The 18,502-nt window shown below is 70.4% G+C and carries 13 protein-coding genes and 1 pseudogene; 4 read left to right on the top strand and 10 right to left on the bottom strand.

Translation table 11 applies throughout. The features are described from left to right. Positions 1 to 2: 2 nt before the first annotated feature. The 6 genes from RKD20_RS08400 to RKD20_RS08375 form a co-directional block, all read right to left on the bottom strand. Positions 3 to 509, bottom strand: coding sequence for a MaoC family dehydratase (locus tag RKD20_RS08400; RefSeq protein WP_358950256.1), 507 nt, complete (start codon positions 507 to 509; stop codon positions 3 to 5). Positions 510 to 514: 5 nt separating this feature from the next. Next, a complete protein-coding gene (locus RKD20_RS08395; RefSeq protein WP_280861592.1) occupies positions 515 to 1,474 on the bottom strand; it encodes an HpcH/HpaI aldolase/citrate lyase family protein in 960 nt (319 codons plus the stop codon). Next, complete coding sequence (locus RKD20_RS08390; protein WP_424877155.1) at positions 1,471 to 3,519, bottom strand: protein meaA; 2,049 nt, start codon at positions 3,517 to 3,519, stop codon at positions 1,471 to 1,473. The genes RKD20_RS08395 and RKD20_RS08390 overlap by 4 nt, the downstream gene beginning before the upstream one ends. A gap of 17 nt (positions 3,520 to 3,536) precedes the next feature. Beyond that, positions 3,537 to 4,874, bottom strand: coding sequence for a crotonyl-CoA carboxylase/reductase (gene ccrA, locus RKD20_RS08385; RefSeq protein ID WP_007385827.1), 1,338 nt, complete (start codon positions 4,872 to 4,874; stop codon positions 3,537 to 3,539). Between the two features lie 396 nt (positions 4,875 to 5,270). Beyond that, complete coding sequence (locus RKD20_RS08380) at positions 5,271 to 6,083, bottom strand: TetR family transcriptional regulator (RefSeq protein WP_424877154.1); 813 nt, start codon at positions 6,081 to 6,083, stop codon at positions 5,271 to 5,273. 160 nt (positions 6,084 to 6,243) lie between these two features. Continuing rightward, complete coding sequence (locus RKD20_RS08375; RefSeq protein ID WP_424877153.1) at positions 6,244 to 8,049, bottom strand: 3-hydroxyacyl-CoA dehydrogenase family protein; 1,806 nt, start codon at positions 8,047 to 8,049, stop codon at positions 6,244 to 6,246. A gap of 379 nt (positions 8,050 to 8,428) precedes the next feature. Between RKD20_RS08375 and RKD20_RS08370 the strand changes: the two genes are divergently transcribed. Next, positions 8,429 to 9,028 (top strand): adenylosuccinate lyase, encoded by a 600-nt coding sequence (locus RKD20_RS08370; RefSeq protein WP_424877152.1) that lies wholly within the window; start codon positions 8,429 to 8,431, stop codon positions 9,026 to 9,028. On the opposite strand, the gene RKD20_RS08365 is transcribed toward RKD20_RS08370, so the two are convergent. The 4 genes and pseudogenes from RKD20_RS08365 to RKD20_RS08350 all read right to left on the bottom strand — a co-directional run bounded on the left by RKD20_RS08365 (position 9,009) and on the right by RKD20_RS08350 (position 12,677). Next, positions 9,009 to 9,536 carry an N-acetyltransferase family protein gene (locus RKD20_RS08365; protein WP_424877151.1) on the bottom strand — a complete coding sequence of 176 codons (528 nt, stop codon included), beginning with the start codon at positions 9,534 to 9,536 and terminating at the stop codon, positions 9,009 to 9,011. The genes RKD20_RS08370 and RKD20_RS08365 overlap by 20 nt on opposite strands. Positions 9,537 to 9,579: 43 nt before the next feature. Further along, positions 9,580 to 9,912, bottom strand: a pseudogene (locus tag RKD20_RS08360) (RidA family protein); the annotation flags it as partial. Continuing rightward, entirely contained in the window at positions 9,909 to 11,504 is a 1,596-nt protein-coding gene (locus RKD20_RS08355) for an alpha/beta hydrolase (protein WP_424877150.1), read from the bottom strand. The pseudogene RKD20_RS08360 and the gene RKD20_RS08355, both read right to left, overlap by 4 nt. Positions 11,505 to 11,639: 135 nt before the next feature. Then, the gene (locus tag RKD20_RS08350; protein ID WP_424877149.1) at positions 11,640 to 12,677 is read right to left on the bottom strand and encodes an Rv2578c family radical SAM protein; all 1,038 of its coding nucleotides are present in this window, start codon (positions 12,675 to 12,677) and stop codon (positions 11,640 to 11,642) included. Positions 12,678 to 12,819: 142 nt separating this feature from the next. Here RKD20_RS08350 and RKD20_RS08345 point away from each other — a divergent pair, with 142 nt between their 5' ends. The 3 genes from RKD20_RS08345 (at position 12,820) to RKD20_RS08335 (ending at position 18,360) form a co-directional block, all read left to right on the top strand. Further along, complete coding sequence (locus tag RKD20_RS08345; RefSeq protein WP_356022298.1) at positions 12,820 to 13,263, top strand: SRPBCC family protein; 444 nt, start codon at positions 12,820 to 12,822, stop codon at positions 13,261 to 13,263. A gap of 148 nt (positions 13,264 to 13,411) precedes the next feature. Continuing rightward, complete coding sequence (locus RKD20_RS08340) at positions 13,412 to 15,760, top strand: MFS transporter (protein WP_424877148.1); 2,349 nt, start codon at positions 13,412 to 13,414, stop codon at positions 15,758 to 15,760. 131 nt (positions 15,761 to 15,891) lie between these two features. Next, positions 15,892 to 18,360, top strand: coding sequence for a SpoIIE family protein phosphatase (locus RKD20_RS08335; protein ID WP_424877147.1), 2,469 nt, complete (start codon positions 15,892 to 15,894; stop codon positions 18,358 to 18,360). Positions 18,361 to 18,502: the final 142 nt, after the last annotated feature.

Below are 18,502 nucleotides of genomic sequence, written 5' to 3'. Positions count from 1 at the left end.
GGTCAGCCCTCCTGAAGTTCCGGGCGGCCGGGCTGCTCGCCGCCGCGCTCCTTGATGTAGGTCTCGGTGGGCACCATGACCTTGCGACGGAACACGCAGACCAGCGTGCCGTCCTGCTTGTAGCCCTTGGTCTCGACGTACACGATCCCGCGGTCGTTCTTCGACTTGGAGGGCCATTTGTCGAGCACGGTCGTCTGGCCGTAGACCGTGTCGCCGTGGAAGGTCGGCGCCACGTGCTTGAGCGACTCGATCTCCAGGTTGGCGATCGCCTTGCCGGAGACGTCCGGCACGGACATGCCGAGCAGCAGGGAGTAGATGTAGTTCCCGACCACGACGTTCTTGCCGAAGTCCGTCGTCTTCTCGGCGTAGTTGACGTCCATGTGGAGCGGGTGGTGGTTCATGGTGAGGAGGCAGAAGAGGTGGTCGTCGTACTCCGTGACCGTCTTCCCGGGCCAGTGCTTGTAGACCGCGCCGACCTCGAACTCCTCGTAGGTGCGTCCGAACTGCATCGCGCTCAGCCCTCCGGGATCTCGAACTTGGACGTGCGCTGCATACCGGCCGCACGGCCCTTGCCGGAGATGACCAGCGCCATCTTGCGGCTGGCCTCGTCGATCATCTCGTCGCCGATCATCGCCGAGCCCTTCTTGCCGCCCGCCTCGGACGTGAAGTACTCGTACGCGTCGAGGATCAGTTCGGCGTGGTCGTAGTCCTCCTGGGAGGGCGAGAAGATCTCGTTGGACGCCTCGACCTGGCCCGGGTGCAGCACCCACTTGCCGTCGAAACCGAGCGCCGCGGCGCGCTGGGCGACCTCGCGGTAGCCGTCGACGTTGCGGATCTGGAGGTAGGGGCCGTCGATCGCCTGGAGGTTGTTGGCGCGGGCGGCCATCAGGATCTTCATCAGGATGTAGTGGTAGGCGTCCGCCGGGTAGCCGGGCGGCTGCTCGCCCACGACCAGGGACTTCATGTTGATCGACGCCATGAAGTCGGCCGGGCCGAAGATGATCGTCTCGACGCGCTGGGAGGCCGTCGCGATCTCGTTGACGTTGTTGAGGCCCTGCGCGTTCTCGATCTGCGCCTCGATGCCGATCTTGCCGACCTCGAAGCCCATGGTCTTCTCGATCTGGGTCAGCAGCAGGTCGAGCGCGACGATCTGCTCGGCCGTCTGCACCTTCGGCAGCATGATGCAGTCGAGGTTCTGGCCGGCCCCCTCGACGACCGTGACGACATCGCGGTACGTCCACTCGGTCGTCCAGTCGTTGACGCGCACGACCCTCGTCTTGCCGGTCCAGTCACCCTCGTTGAGGAACTTGACGATGGTGTGCCGCGCCTCGGGCTTGGCGAGCGGGGCGCACGCGTCCTCCAGGTCGAGGAAGACCTGGTCCGCCGGGAGGCCCTGCGCCTTCTCCAGGAAGCGGGGGTTGCTTCCCGGTACCGCGAGACAGGAGCGGCGGGGACGCAGACGGTTGACGGTCATGCGGGGACCTCCAGGGGGTCGAGCTTGTTCGCTTTCCGGATCTCGTCGACGATGCGGCCGATGATGCCGGTGATGTCGAAGTCCTTCGGGGTGAAGACGGCGGCCACGCCCGCAGCCCTCAGCTGTTCGGCGTCTCCATTGGGGATGATCCCACCGGCGATGACAGGTACATCTGTGGCACCGGCCACACTGAGCCGTTCCAGCACGTCCGGAACGAGCTGGGCGTGCGAGCCGGACAGGATCGACAGCCCGACCGCGTGCACGTCCTCGGCGAGGGCCGCGTCCACGATCTGCTCCGGGGTCAGCCGGATGCCCTGGTAGACCACCTCGAAGCCCGCGTCACGCGCGCGTACGGCGATCTGCTCGGCCCCGTTGGAATGCCCGTCCAGGCCCGGCTTGCCGACCAGGAAGCGCAGCTTGCCGACGCCGAGGTCCTTGGCGGTCACCTCGACCCGGCGGCGCACGTCGGCCATGGCCGAGCCCGCCTCCGCCGGGACCGCGACCGGTGCCGAGGAGACGCCCGTGGGCGCCCGGAACTCGCCGAACACCTCCCGCAGGGCCCCGGACCACTCGCCGGTCGTGACACCCGCGCGGGCGCACTCCAGAGTGGCCTCCATGAGGTTGGCCGTGCCCTTGGCGGCCTCCTTCAGCTTCTCCAGCGCCTTGCAGGGGCGCGGGTGGTTGAAGGGCGGCTGGTAGCGGGTGTCGCGCCAGTGCTGGAGCCCGGCGATCACGCGGGCCTCGACGGCCGGGTCCACCGTCTGGATCGCGGTGTCCAGGTCGGCCGTCAGCGGGTTCGGCTCGGTCGTCTCGAAGATGTTGACACCGATGATCTTCTCCTGCCCGGACTCGATCCGGGCGCGGCGCTCGGCGTGCGAGGAGACGAGCTGCGACTTGAGGTAGCCCGACTCGACGGCGGCCATCGCGCCGCCCATCTCCTGGATCCGCTCGATCTCCGCGAGCGACTCCTCGACGAGCGTGTTCACCTTCGCCTCGACGACGTGCGAGCCCTCGAAGATGTCCGCGTACTCCAGCAGGTCGCTCTCGTAGGCCAGCACCTGCTGCATCCGCAGCGACCACTGCTGGTCCCAGGGCCGGGGGAGACCCAGGGCCTCGTTCCAGGCCGGCAGCTGGACGGCACGCGCGCGTGCGTCCTTCGAGAGGGTCACGGCCAGCATCTCGAGGACGATCCGCTGGACGTTGTTCTCCGGCTGCGCCTCGGTCAGCCCGAGGGAGTTGACCTGGACGCCGTACCGGAAGCGGCGGTGCTTGGGGTTCTCGATGCCGTAGCGCTCACGTGTGACCTGGTCCCAGATGCGGCCGAAGGCGCGCATCTTGCACATCTCCTCGATGAACCGGACGCCCGCGTTCACGAAGAAGGAGATACGGCCGACGACGTCGCCCATGCGCTCCTGCGGCACCTGCCCCGAGTCCCGGACGGCGTCCAGGACCGCGATCGCCGTCGACATCGCGTACGCGATCTCCTGGACCGGCGTGGCGCCCGCCTCCTGCAGGTGGTAGCTGCAGATGTTGATCGGGTTCCACTTGGGGATGTGGGAGACCGTGTACGCGATCATGTCGGTCGTCAGACGCAGGCTCGGTCCCGGCGGGAAGACGTGCGTGCCCCGGGACAGGTACTCCTTGACGATGTCGTTCTGGGTCGTGCCCTGGAGCTGGGTGATGTCCGCGCCCTGCTCCTCGGCGACGACCTGGTAGAGCGCCAGCAGCCACATGGCGGTGGCGTTGATCGTCATCGAGGTGTTCATCTGCTCCAGGGGGATGTCCTGGAACAGCCGGCGCATGTCACCGAGGTGCGCGATCGGCACGCCGACCCGGCCCACCTCGCCGCGGGCGAGGATGTGGTCGGAGTCGTAACCGGTCTGCGTGGGCAGGTCGAAGGCCACGGAGAGCCCTGTCTGCCCCTTGGCGAGGTTGCGCCGGTACAGCTCGTTGGACGCCTCGGCCGTGGAGTGACCGGCGTACGTGCGCATGAGCCACGGCCGGTCCTTCTCCCGCTTGCCTGCGGCATTCTGACGCTCAGTCATCTATGACCCCGGGTGTCTCAGATGTTGCGGAAGCGGTTGATGGCGTCGATGTGCTGGGCGCGCATCTCCTCGTCGCGCACACCGAGACCTTCCTCGGGGGACAGGCACAGCACGCCGACCTTGCCCTGGTGGAGGTTGCGGTGCACGTCGTAGGCCGCCTGCCCGGTCTCCTCCAGGGAGTACACCTTGGAGAGGGTCGGGTGGATCTTGCCCTTCGCGATCAGCCGGTTGGCCTCCCAGGCCTCGCGGTAGTTGGCGAAGTGCGAGCCGATGATCCGCTTCAGGGACATCCACAGGTAGCGGTTGTCGTACTCGTGCATGTAGCCCGAGGTCGAGGCGCAGGTGGTGATCGTGCCGCCCTTGCGGGTGACGAAGACGCTCGCGCCGAAGGTCTCGCGGCCGGGGTGCTCGAAGACGATGTCGATGTCCTCGCCGCCGGTGAGTTCGCGGATGCGCTTGCCGAAGCGCTTCCACTCCTTGGGGTCCTGGGTCTGCTCGTCCTTCCAGAACTTGTAGCCCTCGGCGTTGCGGTCGATGATCGCCTCGGCGCCCATGGAACGGCAGATGTCCGCCTTCTGGTCGCTGGAGACGACACAGATCGGGTTGGCGCCGCCGGCCAGCGCGAACTGCGTGGCGTACGAGCCGAGTCCGCCGCTCGCGCCCCAGATCAGGACGTTGTCGCCCTGCTTCATGCCGGCGCCGTTGCGGGAGACCAGCTGCCGGTAGGCGGTGGAGTTGACCAGCCCCGGGGCGGCGGCCTCCTCCCAGCTCAGGTGGCCGGGCTTCGGCATCAGCTGGTTGGACTTGACGAGCGCGATCTCGGCGAGGCCGCCGAAGTTGGTCTCGAAGCCCCAGATCCGCTGCTCGGGGTCGAGCATGGTGTCGTTGTGGCCGTCCGAGGACTCCATCTCGACGGACAGACAGTGCGCGACGACCTCGTCACCGGGCTTCCAGGCGTTGACGCCGGGGCCGGTGCGCAGGACCACGCCCGCGAGGTCGGAGCCGATGATGTGGTACGGCAGGTCGTGCCGCTTGGCCAGGTCGTTGGTACGGCCGTAGCGCTCCAGGAACCCGAAGGTCGACAGCGGCTCGAAGATCGAGGTCCACACCGAGTTGTAGTTGACACTCGATGCCATGACGGCGACCAGGGCCTCGCCCGGGCCGAGCTCGGGCAGCGGCACGTCGTCGAGGTGGATCGACTTGCGCGGGTCCTTGTCGCGGGTCTCCAGGCCCGCGAACATCTCCGTCTCGTCCTTGTGCACGGTGATCGCGCGGTACGACTCGGGGAGCGGCATGGCGGCGAAGTCGGCCGGCGTCGAGTCCGGCGACTGGATCGCGTCCAGGATGTCCTTCACGGTCACGGTGTTGCCTCCGGCGAATGGCGTCTTGAGGGGAGACGCTGAGGGTTACGTCGGTGCCGTCGGTTCGGCGGTCATGCTGTTCGGCAGCGCTTTGTGGCGCGGGAGGTTGCCTGTGACGCAGGCGTCCGGGCGGGCAGGTCGATGACTTGCTGGGACAGCCGGCGTACGAAAGGTCTCTGCACGCCGGCCGCCCGGACTCCCCTCAACGTAAGACACCGCGTGCCACCGTGCAAGGCACTGAGTGCCAGATCTTGCCCTCAGATGAAATCTTTACGTAACAAATGAGCGATGATCGATCGAACGGGCGCTGAAAGGTGCCTGAAAAGGGTCTCTGACATGGCAAAACGGCCACCCCGAAGGGTGGCCGTCGTCACAGCGTCGAAGAGCCGTTCAGCGCTCCTTGAGCGCCTGCTCGATGGTGCGCATGACCTCGTCCAGCGGGGCGTCGGTGCGGGCGAGGGCGACGAGGACCTCGCCCTGGGTGGAGACCGTAGCGGCGGTCGGCGGCTGGGCGGTGGTGGTGCGGCCCGCCCCGATGCCGGTCCCGAAGGTCTTGCGCACGATCGCGAAGGCGTGGTCCAGCTGCGCCTCGACGTCCCCCTGGCCCCCGGCCCGGAGCCACCGCCGCAGCACATGGTTGTGCGCGGTGACCACGGCCGACGCGGCGACCTCCGCCAGCAGCGGGTCGTCGTTCGCGTCGTCGTCGTGCGCGTGCTCGTCGAAGTGCCCGAGCAGATACCGCGTGAACAGCCGCTCGTAGCGGGCCACCGAGGCGATCTCCGCCTCCCGCAGGGTCGGCACCTCGCGCGTCAGCTTGTAGCGGGCGACCGAGATCTCCGGCCGGGCCGCGTACATCTTCATGACTTCCTTGATGCCGCGGCACACCGTGTCGAGCGGGTGCTCGTGCGCGGGCGCCGCGTTCAGCACGGCCTCCGCCCGGATCAGGGTGTCGTCGTGGTCGGGGAAGATCGCCTCTTCCTTGGAGCGGAAGTGGCGGAAGAAGGTGCGGCGGGCGACACCGGCCGCGGCCGCGATCTCGTCGACGGTCGTCGCCTCGTACCCCTTGGTGGAGAACAGCTCCATCGCGGCGGCGGCCAGCTCTCGGCGCATCTTGAGCCGTTGGGCGGCCGCACGATTGCCTGCGGCACTCTCCGGCGCGTCGGGCGTGGCTGGTGTACGGGACGACTTGGCGGGCTGGGGCATGACCCGAACGTACTGCATGTGCGCAGGCTGGTGCGCGTGTCCAGGGTTTGTCCCGCCCCGGGCCGGCGGGGAGCCGCCGGGTCCCGCGGGCGGGGGAGGACTGCCCGGATCGAGCAGTCCGCCCCAGTCCTCGCCGTCGGTGAACCAGTCGCCGACGTGCTCAGCGGCGGGCATATTCGCGGAAGCCACGACCGGTCTTGCGGCCGAGGCAGCCCGCGGCCACCAGGTGCTCCAGGAGCGGGGCCGGAGCCAGACCCGGGTCGCGGAACTCGCGGTGCAGGACCTTCTCGATCGCGAGCGAGACGTCCAGGCCGACGACGTCCAGCAGCTCGAAGGGGCCCATCGGATAGCCGCCGCCCAGCTTCATGGCCGCGTCGATGTCGTCGAGGGACGCGTAGTGCTCCTGCACCATCTTGATCGCGTTGTTGAGGTACGGGAACAGCAGCGCGTTCACGATGAAGCCCGCACGGTCTCCGCAGTCGACGGCGTGCTTCTTGATCCTGCCGCACACCTCGCGGACCGTGGCGTGGACGTCCTCGGCGGTGAGGACCGTGCGGACGACCTCGACCAGCTTCATCGCGGGTGCCGGGTTGAAGAAGTGCATGCCGATCACGTCCTGCGGGCGCGAGGTGGCGCGTGCGCAGGCGACGACGGGCAGCGAGGAGGTGGTGGTGGCCAGGACCGCGCCGGGCTTGCAGACCTTGTCCAGCGCCTGGAACAGCTGCTGCTTGATCTCCAGGTCCTCGGCGACGGCCTCGACGGCCAGGTCGACGTCCGCGAACGCCTCGTACGAGCCCGCCGCGGTGATCCGGTCCAGGGTCTGCGCGGCCGCCTCGGCGGTCATGCGGCCCTTGTCGACAGAGCGCGAAAGAGACTTGCCGATACGGGCCTTGGCCGTCTGCGCCTTCTCCTCGCTGCGGGCGGCGAGCACGACCTCGTACCCGGCCTTGGCGAAGACCTCCGCGATACCGGACGCCATGGTCCCGGAGCCCGCGACCCCGACGGAACGGACCTCGCGGCCCTGGACCTGCGCGGCGCTCTCCGAGGGCGTCAGCGCGTCCCGCACGACCGTCACGCTGCCCGGAGCGTCGTACGTGTAGAAGCCGCGTCCCGACTTACGGCCGGTCAGGCCCGCCTCGCTGAGCTGCTTGAGGATCGGGGCGGGGGCGTGCAGCCGGTCGTGGGACTCGGCGTACATGGCCTCCAGGACGGTGCGCGCGGTGTCGACGCCGATCAGGTCGAGCAGGGCGAGCGGCCCCATGGGCAGACCGCAGCCGAGCCGCATCGCCGCGTCGATGTCCTCGCGGGAGGCGTACTTCGCCTCGTACATCGCGGCCGCCTGGTTGAGGTAGCCGAACAGCAGCCCGTCGGCGACGAAACCGGGCCGGTCGCCGACCGCGACGGGCTCCTTGCCGAGGTCGAGGGCGAGGTTGGTGACCGCGGTGACGGCCGCCGGGGCGGTGAGCACCGAGGAGACGACCTCGACCAGCTTCATCGCGGGCGCCGGGTTGAAGAAGTGCAGCCCCAGCACCCGCTCCGGGCGGGCCGAGTCGGCGGCCAGGCGGGTCACCGACAGGGCGTTGGTGCCGGTCGCGAGGATCGTCTCGGGGCGCACGATTTGGTCGAGTTCGCGGAAGATCTGGTGCTTGATCTCGTACGACTCCGGAGCCACCTCGATGACGAGGCCGGCGTCGGCCGCCGCCCGCAGGTCGGTGGAGACGTGGACGCGGGCGAGGACGTCCGCGCGCTCCTGCTCGGTGAGCCGGCCGCGCTCCACGGCACGGGCCGTCGCGGTCTCCAGCGTGGCGACGGCCCTGGCGGCCTGCGCCTCGCTGATGTCGATGCCGACGACCTCGCGGCCGGCCCTGGCAAGGACCTCGGCGATACCGGTGCCCATGGTGCCGAGGCCCACGACGGCGATCGTCTGGAGAGGGGACAGAGAGGGGTCGGACAGGGGAGTGGCCATCGCGGAACTCCAGAAATGAGGGTGACGACTGGGAACGCGACCCGGTACGCCGAGGGGCGCACCGGGTGCGTGAGGAACTGCTGCGTTGCGGGTGTTGCCGGGCTGCGAGCGCACACGCCCGGGCCGTCGTCACGGGCCTTGCACAGGCCCGGAGAACGGTGGAATCCGACCGGCCCTGTCCCAGGCCGGGTCGTACTGGTGGTACCTGAAGGTACCGAACCGACTGCTCTCGCGGCGGCTGCGTCACCAGGCCACCGCAAGGGGTTCCGCGAGTGGGTAACTCGCTCGTCTGAGCTTAACCGGTGGGTAACGAGCGCGCCAGCCCCCGGATTTGTGATGTACGTCCCGCGCCCCGGGCGGGCCGCCTAACCTCGGGTTCATGGACGAAGAGTTGCGATCGCTCACGGAGCGCTTACGGCAGGAGTCGGGTGCGTCGGCCGCCTTCGACCGTCTGGTGGCGACCGAGGATCCGGACGAGCTGGCCGGAGTGCTCACCGAACCCGGACAGCCGTTGTGGGCCCGGGAGCTGGCCGCGTTCCGGCTCGGCCTCGCCGGGGACCGCCGGGCCTTCGAGTCGCTCGTCCTGCTGCTCAACCACCGCGATCCGCCGCGCTGCGCCGCCGCCGCGTACGCCCTCGCCCGGCTCGACGACCCGCGCACGGCCCGCGCGGCCGCCGCCCTCGCCACCAACGAACTGAGGGTCGCCTACGCCCTGCACCCGGTCCGGCTGCTGGCCGAACTGGGCGCCCCCGAGTCCGTACCCGCCCTCATCGCCACACTGGAGCGCCGGCTGCGCCCGCACGACCCCTACCGCCGCGTGGCGCTCGCCTGCGTGGAGGGCCTCGGCGCGCTGGCCGACGACCGCGCCAGACCCGTGCTCAACGAGGCCCTCGCACATCCGGCGCTCGCGGAGGCGGCGGTGCGGGCGCTGGCGCGGATCCCCAGGCAGCGGGGAGGCGTCAAAGGGACAGGTCCTTGACGTACCGCACCTCGGGCACCGCGACCCCGTCCACCTCGTAGGGCTCCTCGGCGCCGTCGGTCCGAAAGCCCTGGCCTTCGTAGAAGCGCCGGGCGCGGGTGTTGCCCGTGACGACCCAGAGAAGCATGCGGGGGTGGCCGGCGGACGTGCAGCGGCGTACGGACTCCTGGAGCAGGGCGTGTCCGAGACCCCTGCCGTACCGTCGCGCGTCCACGTAGATCGCGTACAACTCGGCGTCCTCGGTGCGCCGTTCGCCGTCGCGGTACGGGCCGTGGCAGGCCCAGCCGAGGATCTCGCCGTCCCGCTCGACGACCAGGTCCACCACGCTGCCGTCGCCCCGTCCGAACCGGGCGCGGCGGCGCTCGGCGTCCTCCTGCACGCTGAGCGCGTCGAGGAACGGCTGGGGCATGAGGCCCCGGTACGCGCTCTGCCAGCCCCGGATCCGGATCTCGGAGACGCGGTCGCAGTCGGCGAGAGTCATCTCGCGGATGAGGAAAGGGTCGTCCATGACGGCACCCTAGGCACCACCCGCCCGCCCGGGCCTCCCCTTTCCCGTCCACCACGGCGAACGCCTCGACCTCCAGCAGGAACTCAGCCCGCACCAGTGCCGCCACCTGGACGGCCGAGGCCGTCGGCAGGTGCGCCATGTGCGTGACGAAGTAAGTGAGTTGGACGACCTCGTCGAAGGTCGCTCCGGCGGCGGCCAGGCAGCGCCGGAGGTTCTCGCAGACCTGGCGGGCCTGGGCGCCGGCGTCGCCCTCTCCGACGACCTTGCCGTCCTCGTCGACGGCCACCTGGCCCGAGACCGCCACGAAACGGCCGCGGCCCGGCACCACGTGGGAGTACTGGGCCGCGGGGGCGAGGAAGGAGCCCCGGACGCTCAGCCGCGGGAGCCGAGCAGCCTGTGCAGTGCCGCCCCGCGCGCGGACGTCGACGCCGCCTTGGAGGTCAGCGGCTTCGGATCGGGCAGCGCCTTGCACACCGCGTCCACCTCGCCGCCGCCCCGCGGCACCTTTCCGTCGGTCAGGTACGCGGCCAGGTGTTTGTCCAGGCACGTGTTCCCGCTGAGCGTGATGCCGTGGTTCCCGCCGCCCTCCTCGACGACGAGACTGGAGCCCGCCAGCAGCCGGTGGACCGTGGCACCGCCCTCGTACGGCGTGGCCGCGTCGTTCGTCGCCTGGAAGAGCAGCACCGGCGGCAGCTTGCCGTTGGCGACGTTCACCGGGCTCAGCGACTCCGTGGGCCAGAACGCGCACGGCGCGTTGTACCAGGCGTTGTTCCAGGCCATGAAGGGCGCCTTCTCGTACACGTCCCAGTTGTCCTTCCGCCACTGGCGCCAGTCGCGCGGCCAGGAGGCGTCACGGCACTGCACCGAGGTGTAGACGCTGTAGCCGTTGTCCCCGGAGGCGTCGACGGCGGCGAAGTTCTCGTACGCCTCGACCAGCGGGTCGGCGTCCTTGTGGTTCACGTACGCCGCGAACGCCTCGGCCAGGTAGGGCCAGTAGCCGTTGTAGTAGCCGCCCGGGATGAAGGTGTCCTCCAGTTCGGAGGCGCCGACCTTGCCGCCCGCGGGCTTCTTGGCGAGGGCCGCCCGCATCGCGTACCACTTGGCCTCGATCCGCTCCGGGTCGGTGCCGAGCTTGTACGTGGTGTCGTACTTGGCGACCCAGGCCATCAGCGCGCGGTGCCGGTCGTTGAAGGCGTAGTCCTGGGCGAGGTTGTCGTCGTACCAGACGCCGGTCGGGTCGACGATCGAGTCCAGGACCAGGCGGCGCACCTGGTGCGGGAAGAGCTTCGCGTAGACCGCGCCCAGGTAGGTGCCGTACGAGTAACCGAAGTAGTTGATCCTCCTGGCGCCGAGGGCCTGGCGGATCGAGTCCATGTCCCGCACGGCACTGATGGTGTCGATGTACGGCAGCACGCTCGCGTACTTCCGGCCGCAGGCGGCGGCGAAGGACCGGGCGCGCTTGAGGTTGGCCCTCTCGATCGCGGGTGTGCTCGGCACGGAGTCCGGTCGCACCGGCTTGAAGTGGCCCGGCCTGCAGTCGAGGGCGGGTTTGCTCGCGCCCACCCCGCGCGGGTCGAAGCCGATGACGTCGTACTGGGCCGCGACCGCCTTGGGCAGGCCCGAGGCGATGAACCCGGCGAACGTCAGACCGCTGCCGCCGGGACCGCCGGGGTTGACCAGCAGCGGTCCCTGGTACTTCTTCGCGGTGTGCGGGACCCGGGACAGCGCGAGGGTGATCTGCTGCCCGCGCGGGTTCGCGTGATCGAGCGGTACCTTGAGGGACGCGCACTGCAGCGTCGGGTAGTGGGCGGTGCCGCATTTCTTCCAGGTGAGCTTCGCGGTGTGAGCGGCACCAGCGGTCGAAGTGGTCTGCGTGTGCTGCGGGGTGCCGGCCTCGGCGGGGACCGTGGTGAAGGTCCCGGCCACGACGACCGCGGCGCCGCACAGCACGGCTGCGCGTTTTCTCATGGGGTCCTCCCAGGACGGAGGGTTCCGGACCGCGAGGGTCACGGTCCCTGCCGGATCGTCCCGGAAAGTGCGCCCGGAAGAACGTGTTATGACGATAGTTGACCCGATTGGGCAATCCGATGCGCTCGAACGCTCTCAGATCAATGTGAGTTGAATCGGTTCGGACACCGGCTCGACCTCGGGCTCCGGCTCCCGGATCCGGCGGGGCATCCCCGCGCCCGCGGGACCGATGCCGTACTCCTGGGCCAGCTCATGGACCTGACGGGTGATCCGGCGCTGATACCACTTCGGAGCGTAGGCGCCGTCCGCGTAGAGCCGCTCGTAACGGCGTACCAGATACGGGTGCTCCCGGTTCAGCCAGGCCATGAACCATTCCCGGGCGCCGGGCCGCAGATGCAGCACCAGCGGGGTGACCGAGGTGGCCCCCGCGGCGGCGATCGCGCGCACGGTCGCCCGCAGCTGCGCCGGAGTGTCGCTCAGGAACGGGATCACCGGCGCCATCAGCACCCCGCACCCGATGCCGTGCTCGCCCAGCGTCCGTACGACGTCCAGGCGCCGCTCCGGAGCGGGCGTCCCCGGCTCCACGGTGCGCCACAGTTCCGGGTCGGTGAAGCCGACCGAGACCGAGACGCCGATGTCCGTCACCGCGGCGGCCTGCCGGAGCAGGTCGAGGTCGCGCAGGATCAGCGTGCCCTTGGTCAGGATCGAGAAGGGGTTCGCGTGGTCGCGCAGGGCGGCGAGGATGCCCGGCATCAGCCGGTAACGGCCCTCGGCGCGCTGGTAGCAGTCGACGTTGGTGCCCATCGCTATGTGGTCGCCGGTCCAGCGGCGCGAGCCCAGCTGGCGGCGCAGCAGCTCGGGGGCGTTCACCTTGACCACGATCTGCGAGTCGAAGCCGAGACCGGTGTCCAGGTCGAGATAGCTGTGGGTCTTGCGGGCGAAGCAGTACACACACGCGTGGGAGCAGCCCCGGTAGGGGTTGACGGTCCACTCGAAGGGCATGCGGGAGGCGCCCGGCACCCGGTTGATGATCGAGCGGGCCCGGATCTCGTGGAACGTGATCCCGGCGAACTCGGGTGTGTCGAAGGTACGGCTGACCACCGCGTCGGCGCCGAAGAGGGCGGCGTCGGCCCGCCCGTGTTCCGCGGACTCGGTGAGATTCTCCCAGCGCATGAGGCCTCCTCGGTAGCACTGCCCCTTGAGTGAAACACTTGTTCGAATTCCTGTGCAACCCCGATTTGGGGGCCCGCGGGCGGGGGTGGTTGGCTTGCCCCCAGCCCGAGAACCCGAGAACCCGAAGTCCTGGAGGAAGTCGATGGCGCAGGTCGAGGCCACTACGGAGCGGATCGTCGCGGCGGACGCGGAGAAGGTGTTCGACGCCGTCGCCGACTACACCGGCACGCGGTCGAAGGTGCTGCCCGAGCAGTTCAGCGAGTACGAGGTGCGCGAGGGCGGCGACGGCGAGGGCACCCTCGTCCACTGGAAGCTCCAGGCCACCAGCAAGCGCGTGCGCGACTGCCTCCTGGAGGTCACCGAGCCTACCGACGGCGAGCTCGTCGAGAAGGACCGCAACTCCTCCATGGTCACCACCTGGCGGGTCACCCCGGCCGGCGAGGGCAAGTCCCGCGTCGTCGTGACCACCACCTGGCAGGGCGCCGGAGGTATCGGCGGCTTCTTCGAGAAGACCTTCGCCCCCAAGGGCCTCGGCCGGATCTACGACTCCCTCCTCGACCGGCTCGCCGCCGAGGTCGAGAAGTAAGTCCCCGGCGCCGGGCGGACGTTGCTCCCGGTCACCGGATCGAGTGGATCTCCGTACGGCCCACCGGCGTGCCGTAACTCGTCGCGCTTGCTCGTAGTTGTCGCCTTATGCGGGAAATGCGGGGCAGGCGCGACGAGGGGAGCGGGACGTGGGCGTGACGACTGCGACGCACGAGGAACGGGTCGAAGCGCCACCGCAAGCCCCCGCCCCGACCGTCGAACTCGGCCCGCGCCGGGTCCGGCTGATCTTCTTCGGATTGATGCTCGCGCTGCTGCTCGCCGCGCTGGAGCAGATGATCGTCGCCACCGCCCTGCCCAGGATCGTCGGGGAACTGCACGGTCTGGACCGGATGTCCTGGGCGATCACCGCCTACCTGCTCACCGCCACGATCGGACTCCCGGTCTACGGCAAGCTCGGCGACCTCCTCGGCCGCAAGGGCGTCTTCCAGTTCGCGATCGTCGTCTTCGTCGCCGGCTCCGCGCTGGCCGGACGGTCCGCGACCATGGACCAGTTGATCGCCTTCCGCGCGGTGCAGGGCGTCGGCGCGGGCGGCCTCATGATCGGTGTGCAGGCGATCATCGCCGACATCGTGCCGCCCCGGCAGCGCGGCCGCTTCATGGGCCTGATCGGCGCCGCCTTCGGACTCGCCTCCGTCGCGGGCCCGCTGCTCGGCGGCTACTTCACCGACCACCTGTCCTGGCGGTGGTGCTTCTACGTCAACGTGCCCTTCGGGCTGCTGACCCTGGCCGTCGTCACCGCCGTGCTGAAGCTTCCCAAGCCGCGGGTGCGGCCCCGGCTCGACCTGCCCGGCGCTCTGCTGCTCGCCGCGGCCTCCACCTGCCTGGTGCTGCTGACCAGTTGGGGCGGCACCGAGTACGCCTGGGACTCCCGGGTGATCCTCGGTCTCGGGGCCGGAGCGGTGGCCTCCGCCGTCCTCTTCCTGGTCGCCGAGCACTTCGCGGCCGAACCCCTCATCCCGCTCCGGCTGTTCAGGGACTCCGTCTTCAACGTCACGGGCCTGGTGGGCCTGGTGATCGGGGTCGCGCTCTTCGGGGCCGCCGGTTATCTGCCGACCTTCCTGCAGATGGTCGACGGCGCGAGCGCCACCGAGTCCGGTCTGCTGATGCTGCCCATGATGGCCGGCATCGTCGGCGCCTCCGTCGTCGCCGGACAGCTCATCAGCCACACCGGCCGCTACCGGATCTGGCCGATCCTCGGCAGCGCCCTGTCCGCCGTCGGCATGTGGCTGCTGTCCCGCCTGGAGGTGGACACGCCCCGGCTGCACTACAGCATCTGGATGGCGGTCCTCGGCACCGGGATCGGCATGGTGATGCCGGTGCTGGTGCTCGCCGTGCAGAACTCGGTCCGCCCGGCCGACCTCGGCACCGCCACCAGCGCGAACACCTACTTCCGGCAGATCGGCGGCAGCGTCGGAGCGGCGGTTTTCGGCACCCTCTTCGCCCACCGGCTCGCGGACTCCCTGCAGCAGCGACTCCCCACCGCGGAAGGGCTGCCCGACCCCGAGTCCCTCACCCCGCAGCTCGTCCACGGTCTGCCCCCGGCGCTGCGCGACGGCTACATCCGGGCCTACGCCGACGCCATGCCGAGGATCTTCCTCTACCTGGTGCCGGTGCTCGTCCTCGGTCTGCTCATCGCCTTCTTCCTCAAGGAGAAACCGCTGGTGTCCCACTCCGCCGACACGGAGACCGCCCCGATCCCGCAGTGCCGTTCGCCGCACGCCGGCGCGCTCCCCGTGTGCGGCGCGGTGCGGCACACCGACGGGACCGTCGTCCCCCGGGCCGCCCTCACCCTCATCGACGTCGCCGGAGCGCAGACCGGGCGCGGGGCCAGCGGCGAGGACGGACGGTTCGCGCTGTCGACGCCCGGGCCGGGGGCGTACGTCCTCATCGCCGCCGCGAGCGGCCACCAGCCGCAGGCCGTCTCCGTGACGATCGGCGACCGCCCCGTCGAGCTGGACATCGTCCTCGGCGGCGCCGGACGGCTCGCCGGCCGGGTGCTCACCGGCGGCTCACCCGTACCGGACGCCACCGTCACCCTCACCGACGCGCGCGGCGAGGTCGTCGCCACCACCCGCAGTGGACCGGAGGGCGCCTACGTCGTCACCGAACTGGTCGCGGGGGAGTACACCCTCGCCGTCGGCGCGCCCGCGTTCCGCCCCGCGGCGCTCCCCGTCACCGTCCGGGCCTCCCGGGAGACCCGCCAGGACGTCGAACTCGCGGGCGGCGCGGTGCTGCGCGGCACCGTGCGGGCCGGTGGCGGACGATCCGTCGAGGACGCGCGCGTGACGCTCCTGGACGTCGCCGGCAACGTGGTGGACACCCTCACGACCGGCCCCGACGGCACCTTCCGCTTCGTCGACCTGACCGGCGGCGAGTACACGGTCATCGCCGCCGGTTACCCGCCGGTCGCCACCGTCCTCCAGGTGGCCGGAGGCGGCCGTACGGAGCGGGATCTCCAGCTGGGACACGAGGACTGACGGTGCGTCAGCGCGGGCGCACGCCGGGGTGATCCGGTCCGGGCCAATTCCCGCGTTGCCGCACACCGTGACCGCCCGGCGCCGTACGGTGGAGCAGGCGGCACAGATCTTGCGGAGAGAGGGCCTGGGCCATGGACCGTGGCACCGAGAGGGGCGCACCTCCCAGCCGCGGAGCTGGGCACGGCGCGGCGGACGGACACGCCGCTGCCGGCCGGGTCCCGCTGGCCGTGGTCGTCGTGGACCGCGACGGCCTCGTCTCCCACTGGAGCCGGGGCGCGAGCCGGCTGTTCGGCGCCGGCAAGGACGAAGCCATCGGACGCTCCGCGGCCGACCTGCTGCCCGTCTCCGGAGCACTCCCCGACGCGGAGGACACCCCGCCCTACGGCGGGTACGCGGCCTATGACGGACTCGGACCCGATCTCGAGTCCTCCCTCGACGGCGGCCTGTCCTACCCGGCCGCCGGCCGCGCCCGTCTCACCGTGTCCGGCGCGGACCGTGCCGACGTCCTGTGGTGGGCCTACCCGCTGGTGGGCCCGGGCCGGGAGCGGCTGCTGGTGCTGGCCGCCGACGCCGGTGGGCTGCGCCGGGATCTCGACCTGGACGAGGCGGGTGCGGCCGTGGAGCGGATCGCGCCCGCCTTCGCCCTGCACACCGACTTCCCGGGCGCCGACGAACTCGCCCGCAGGCTCCCCGAGATCCTGCCCAGCATGAGCGTCGGCGAGAGCGCCCGCATCGTCGCACAGGTCCTCGAACTGGGCTATCCGGTACTGGAGTTCAGCCAGAACGACAGGGTGCCCGTCACCCCCGACTGGGGTGTGCCCCGGCGCGCAGAGCGCAAGGCCCGCCGCGAGCGGGCGGCCCGGGCGGCCGCCGAGGGCCTGCCGCTGCCGTTGGACGAACCGGACGAGGGCGAGGATCTCGAGTACGTCGCCGTGCGCGAGCGCCTGGAGTTCCTCAACGAGGTCAGCGGGAAGATCGGCACCTCGCTCGACCTGTCGCGGACCATCGTCGAGGTCAGCAGGGCCGTCGTGCCCCGCTTCACCGATGTCGCCGGCACCTATCTGCGCGAACAGGTCGTCGCCGGCGAGGGATTCCCCGACGGCGTGCCGGACACCACCACCATGTGGCACCGGGTGGCCCTGGAGCACACCGACGAACCCGGCCGCTGGGACGACGTGGTGCCGGTCGGCGAGGCCATGCCGTTCCCCGCGCACACCCCGTTCTTCCAGTGCATGACCACCGGTGAGCCCGTCCTCGTGCCGCGCATCAGCGAACAGATGGGGCATGCGATCGCCTCACAGTTCGAGAAGCGGGACATCAGGCCGCTGATCACCGGCCGCTCCATGCTGGTCGTCCCCCTGAAGGCCCGCAACGTCGTCCTCGGGTTCATGATCCTGCTGCGGCACCCCGAGCGCGACGAGTTCAACGACATGGACCGGGTCACCGGCGCCGAACTCGCCGCCCGCGCCGGCCTCGTGCTCGACAACGCCCGCATGTACACCTTCCAGGAGTCCGTCGCCGAGACCCTCCAGGACAGCATGCTGCCGCACATCCCGTCGCGCATGGCGGGCTGCGACATCGCCACCCGCTATCTGCCGGGCACGCTCCTCGGGCGGGTCGGCGGCGACTGGTTCGACTCCGTGAAGCTGCCCGGCGCGCGGACCGCGCTGGTCGTCGGGGACGTCATGGGGCACGGGCTCAACTCGGCCGCGATGATGGGCCAGCTGCGTACGGCCGTGCAGACCATGGCCGCCCTCGACCTGCCGCCGGCCCAGCTGCTGCGCAACCTCGACGACCTCGCCCAGCGGCTCGGCGACACCTACCTCGCGACCTGTCTCTACGCCGTCTACGACCCGATCGCGAGCGAACTCCACCTCGCCAACGCGGGGCACATCCCCCCGGTGATCGTGCGGGCCGCGGACGGGCGCAGCGAACTGCTCGACCTGCCCACCGGCGCGCCCATCGGTGTCGGCGGGGTGCCCTTCGAGGCCGTGCGCGTGCGCGTGGAGCCCGGTGACCGGCTGCTGATGTGCACCGATGGACTGGTGGAGGTGCGGGGCGAGGACATCGGGGTGGGTCTGGCGACCCTCACCGAGTCCGCCGCGCATCCGGCCGCCTCCATGGACGACGCCTGCGACGCGATCATCCGGGCCCTCAACCCGCGGGGCGGACGCAAGGACGACGTGGCGCTGCTCATGGTCCGGCTGGGCGGCATCGAGCCGGACGACGTGGCCGAGTGGCGGATCCCTCTCGACCCGGCCGAGGTGGGGCGGGCCCGGGCGGTGGTGCGCGAGCAGCTTCACGACTGGGGCCTGGCGAAGCTCGCCGACGGCGCGGAGCTCATGGTGAGCGAGCTGGTCACCAACGCCGTACGGCAGTCGCACGGCCGGCCCGTCGAGCTGCGGCTCGTGCGGGAGGACACCCTGCTGTGCGAGGTGGACGACGACGACCACGAGCTGCCGAACCTGCTGAGCGCCGGACCCACCGACGAGCAGGGACGAGGACTCAGAGTGGTCAGCACGCTCGCCCGGGAGTGGGGTGCCAGTCGTACGAAGGCCGGGAAGACCGTCTGGTTCGAACTGACCCTGCCGCGTCGCTGAGCGCCGGGTCCGTCGCCGGGGGCGTGTGTTTCTCGAACTGGCAGTGAAGGAACCCGCCATGCGCTTGTCCGCACGACCCCGGCGCGATACACCGTACTGGCCCGCCAAGTGTGGCGGGTTTGCGTCATATCCTGGGGAGTTG

It is taken from the genome of Streptomyces sp. SLBN-8D4, assembly GCF_049739545.1.
Lineage (GTDB): Bacteria > Actinomycetota > Actinomycetes > Streptomycetales > Streptomycetaceae > Streptomyces > Streptomyces canus_C.
Note: the sequence above shows the minus strand (reverse complement) of the source record. Positions and strands in the feature narration are given on the sequence as shown.

Coding starts and splice junctions, on each gene's coding strand:
- RKD20_RS08335 (WP_424877147.1), top strand. CDS start 15,892: ATGGACCGTGGCACCGAGAGGGGCGCACCTCCCAGCCGCGGAGCTGGG.
- RKD20_RS08365 (WP_424877151.1), bottom strand. CDS start 9,536: ATGGACGACCCTTTCCTCATCCGCGAGATGACTCTCGCCGACTGCGAC.
- RKD20_RS08355 (WP_424877150.1), bottom strand. CDS start 11,504: ATGAGAAAACGCGCAGCCGTGCTGTGCGGCGCCGCGGTCGTCGTGGCC.
- RKD20_RS08350 (WP_424877149.1), bottom strand. CDS start 12,677: ATGCGCTGGGAGAATCTCACCGAGTCCGCGGAACACGGGCGGGCCGAC.
- RKD20_RS08400 (WP_358950256.1), bottom strand. CDS start 509: ATGCAGTTCGGACGCACCTACGAGGAGTTCGAGGTCGGCGCGGTCTAC.
- RKD20_RS08395 (WP_280861592.1), bottom strand. CDS start 1,474: ATGACCGTCAACCGTCTGCGTCCCCGCCGCTCCTGTCTCGCGGTACCG.
- RKD20_RS08380 (WP_424877154.1), bottom strand. CDS start 6,083: ATGCCCCAGCCCGCCAAGTCGTCCCGTACACCAGCCACGCCCGACGCG.
- RKD20_RS08390 (WP_424877155.1), bottom strand. CDS start 3,519: ATGACTGAGCGTCAGAATGCCGCAGGCAAGCGGGAGAAGGACCGGCCG.
- RKD20_RS08345 (WP_356022298.1), top strand. CDS start 12,820: ATGGCGCAGGTCGAGGCCACTACGGAGCGGATCGTCGCGGCGGACGCG.
- RKD20_RS08370 (WP_424877152.1), top strand. CDS start 8,429: ATGGACGAAGAGTTGCGATCGCTCACGGAGCGCTTACGGCAGGAGTCG.
- RKD20_RS08375 (WP_424877153.1), bottom strand. CDS start 8,049: ATGGCCACTCCCCTGTCCGACCCCTCTCTGTCCCCTCTCCAGACGATC.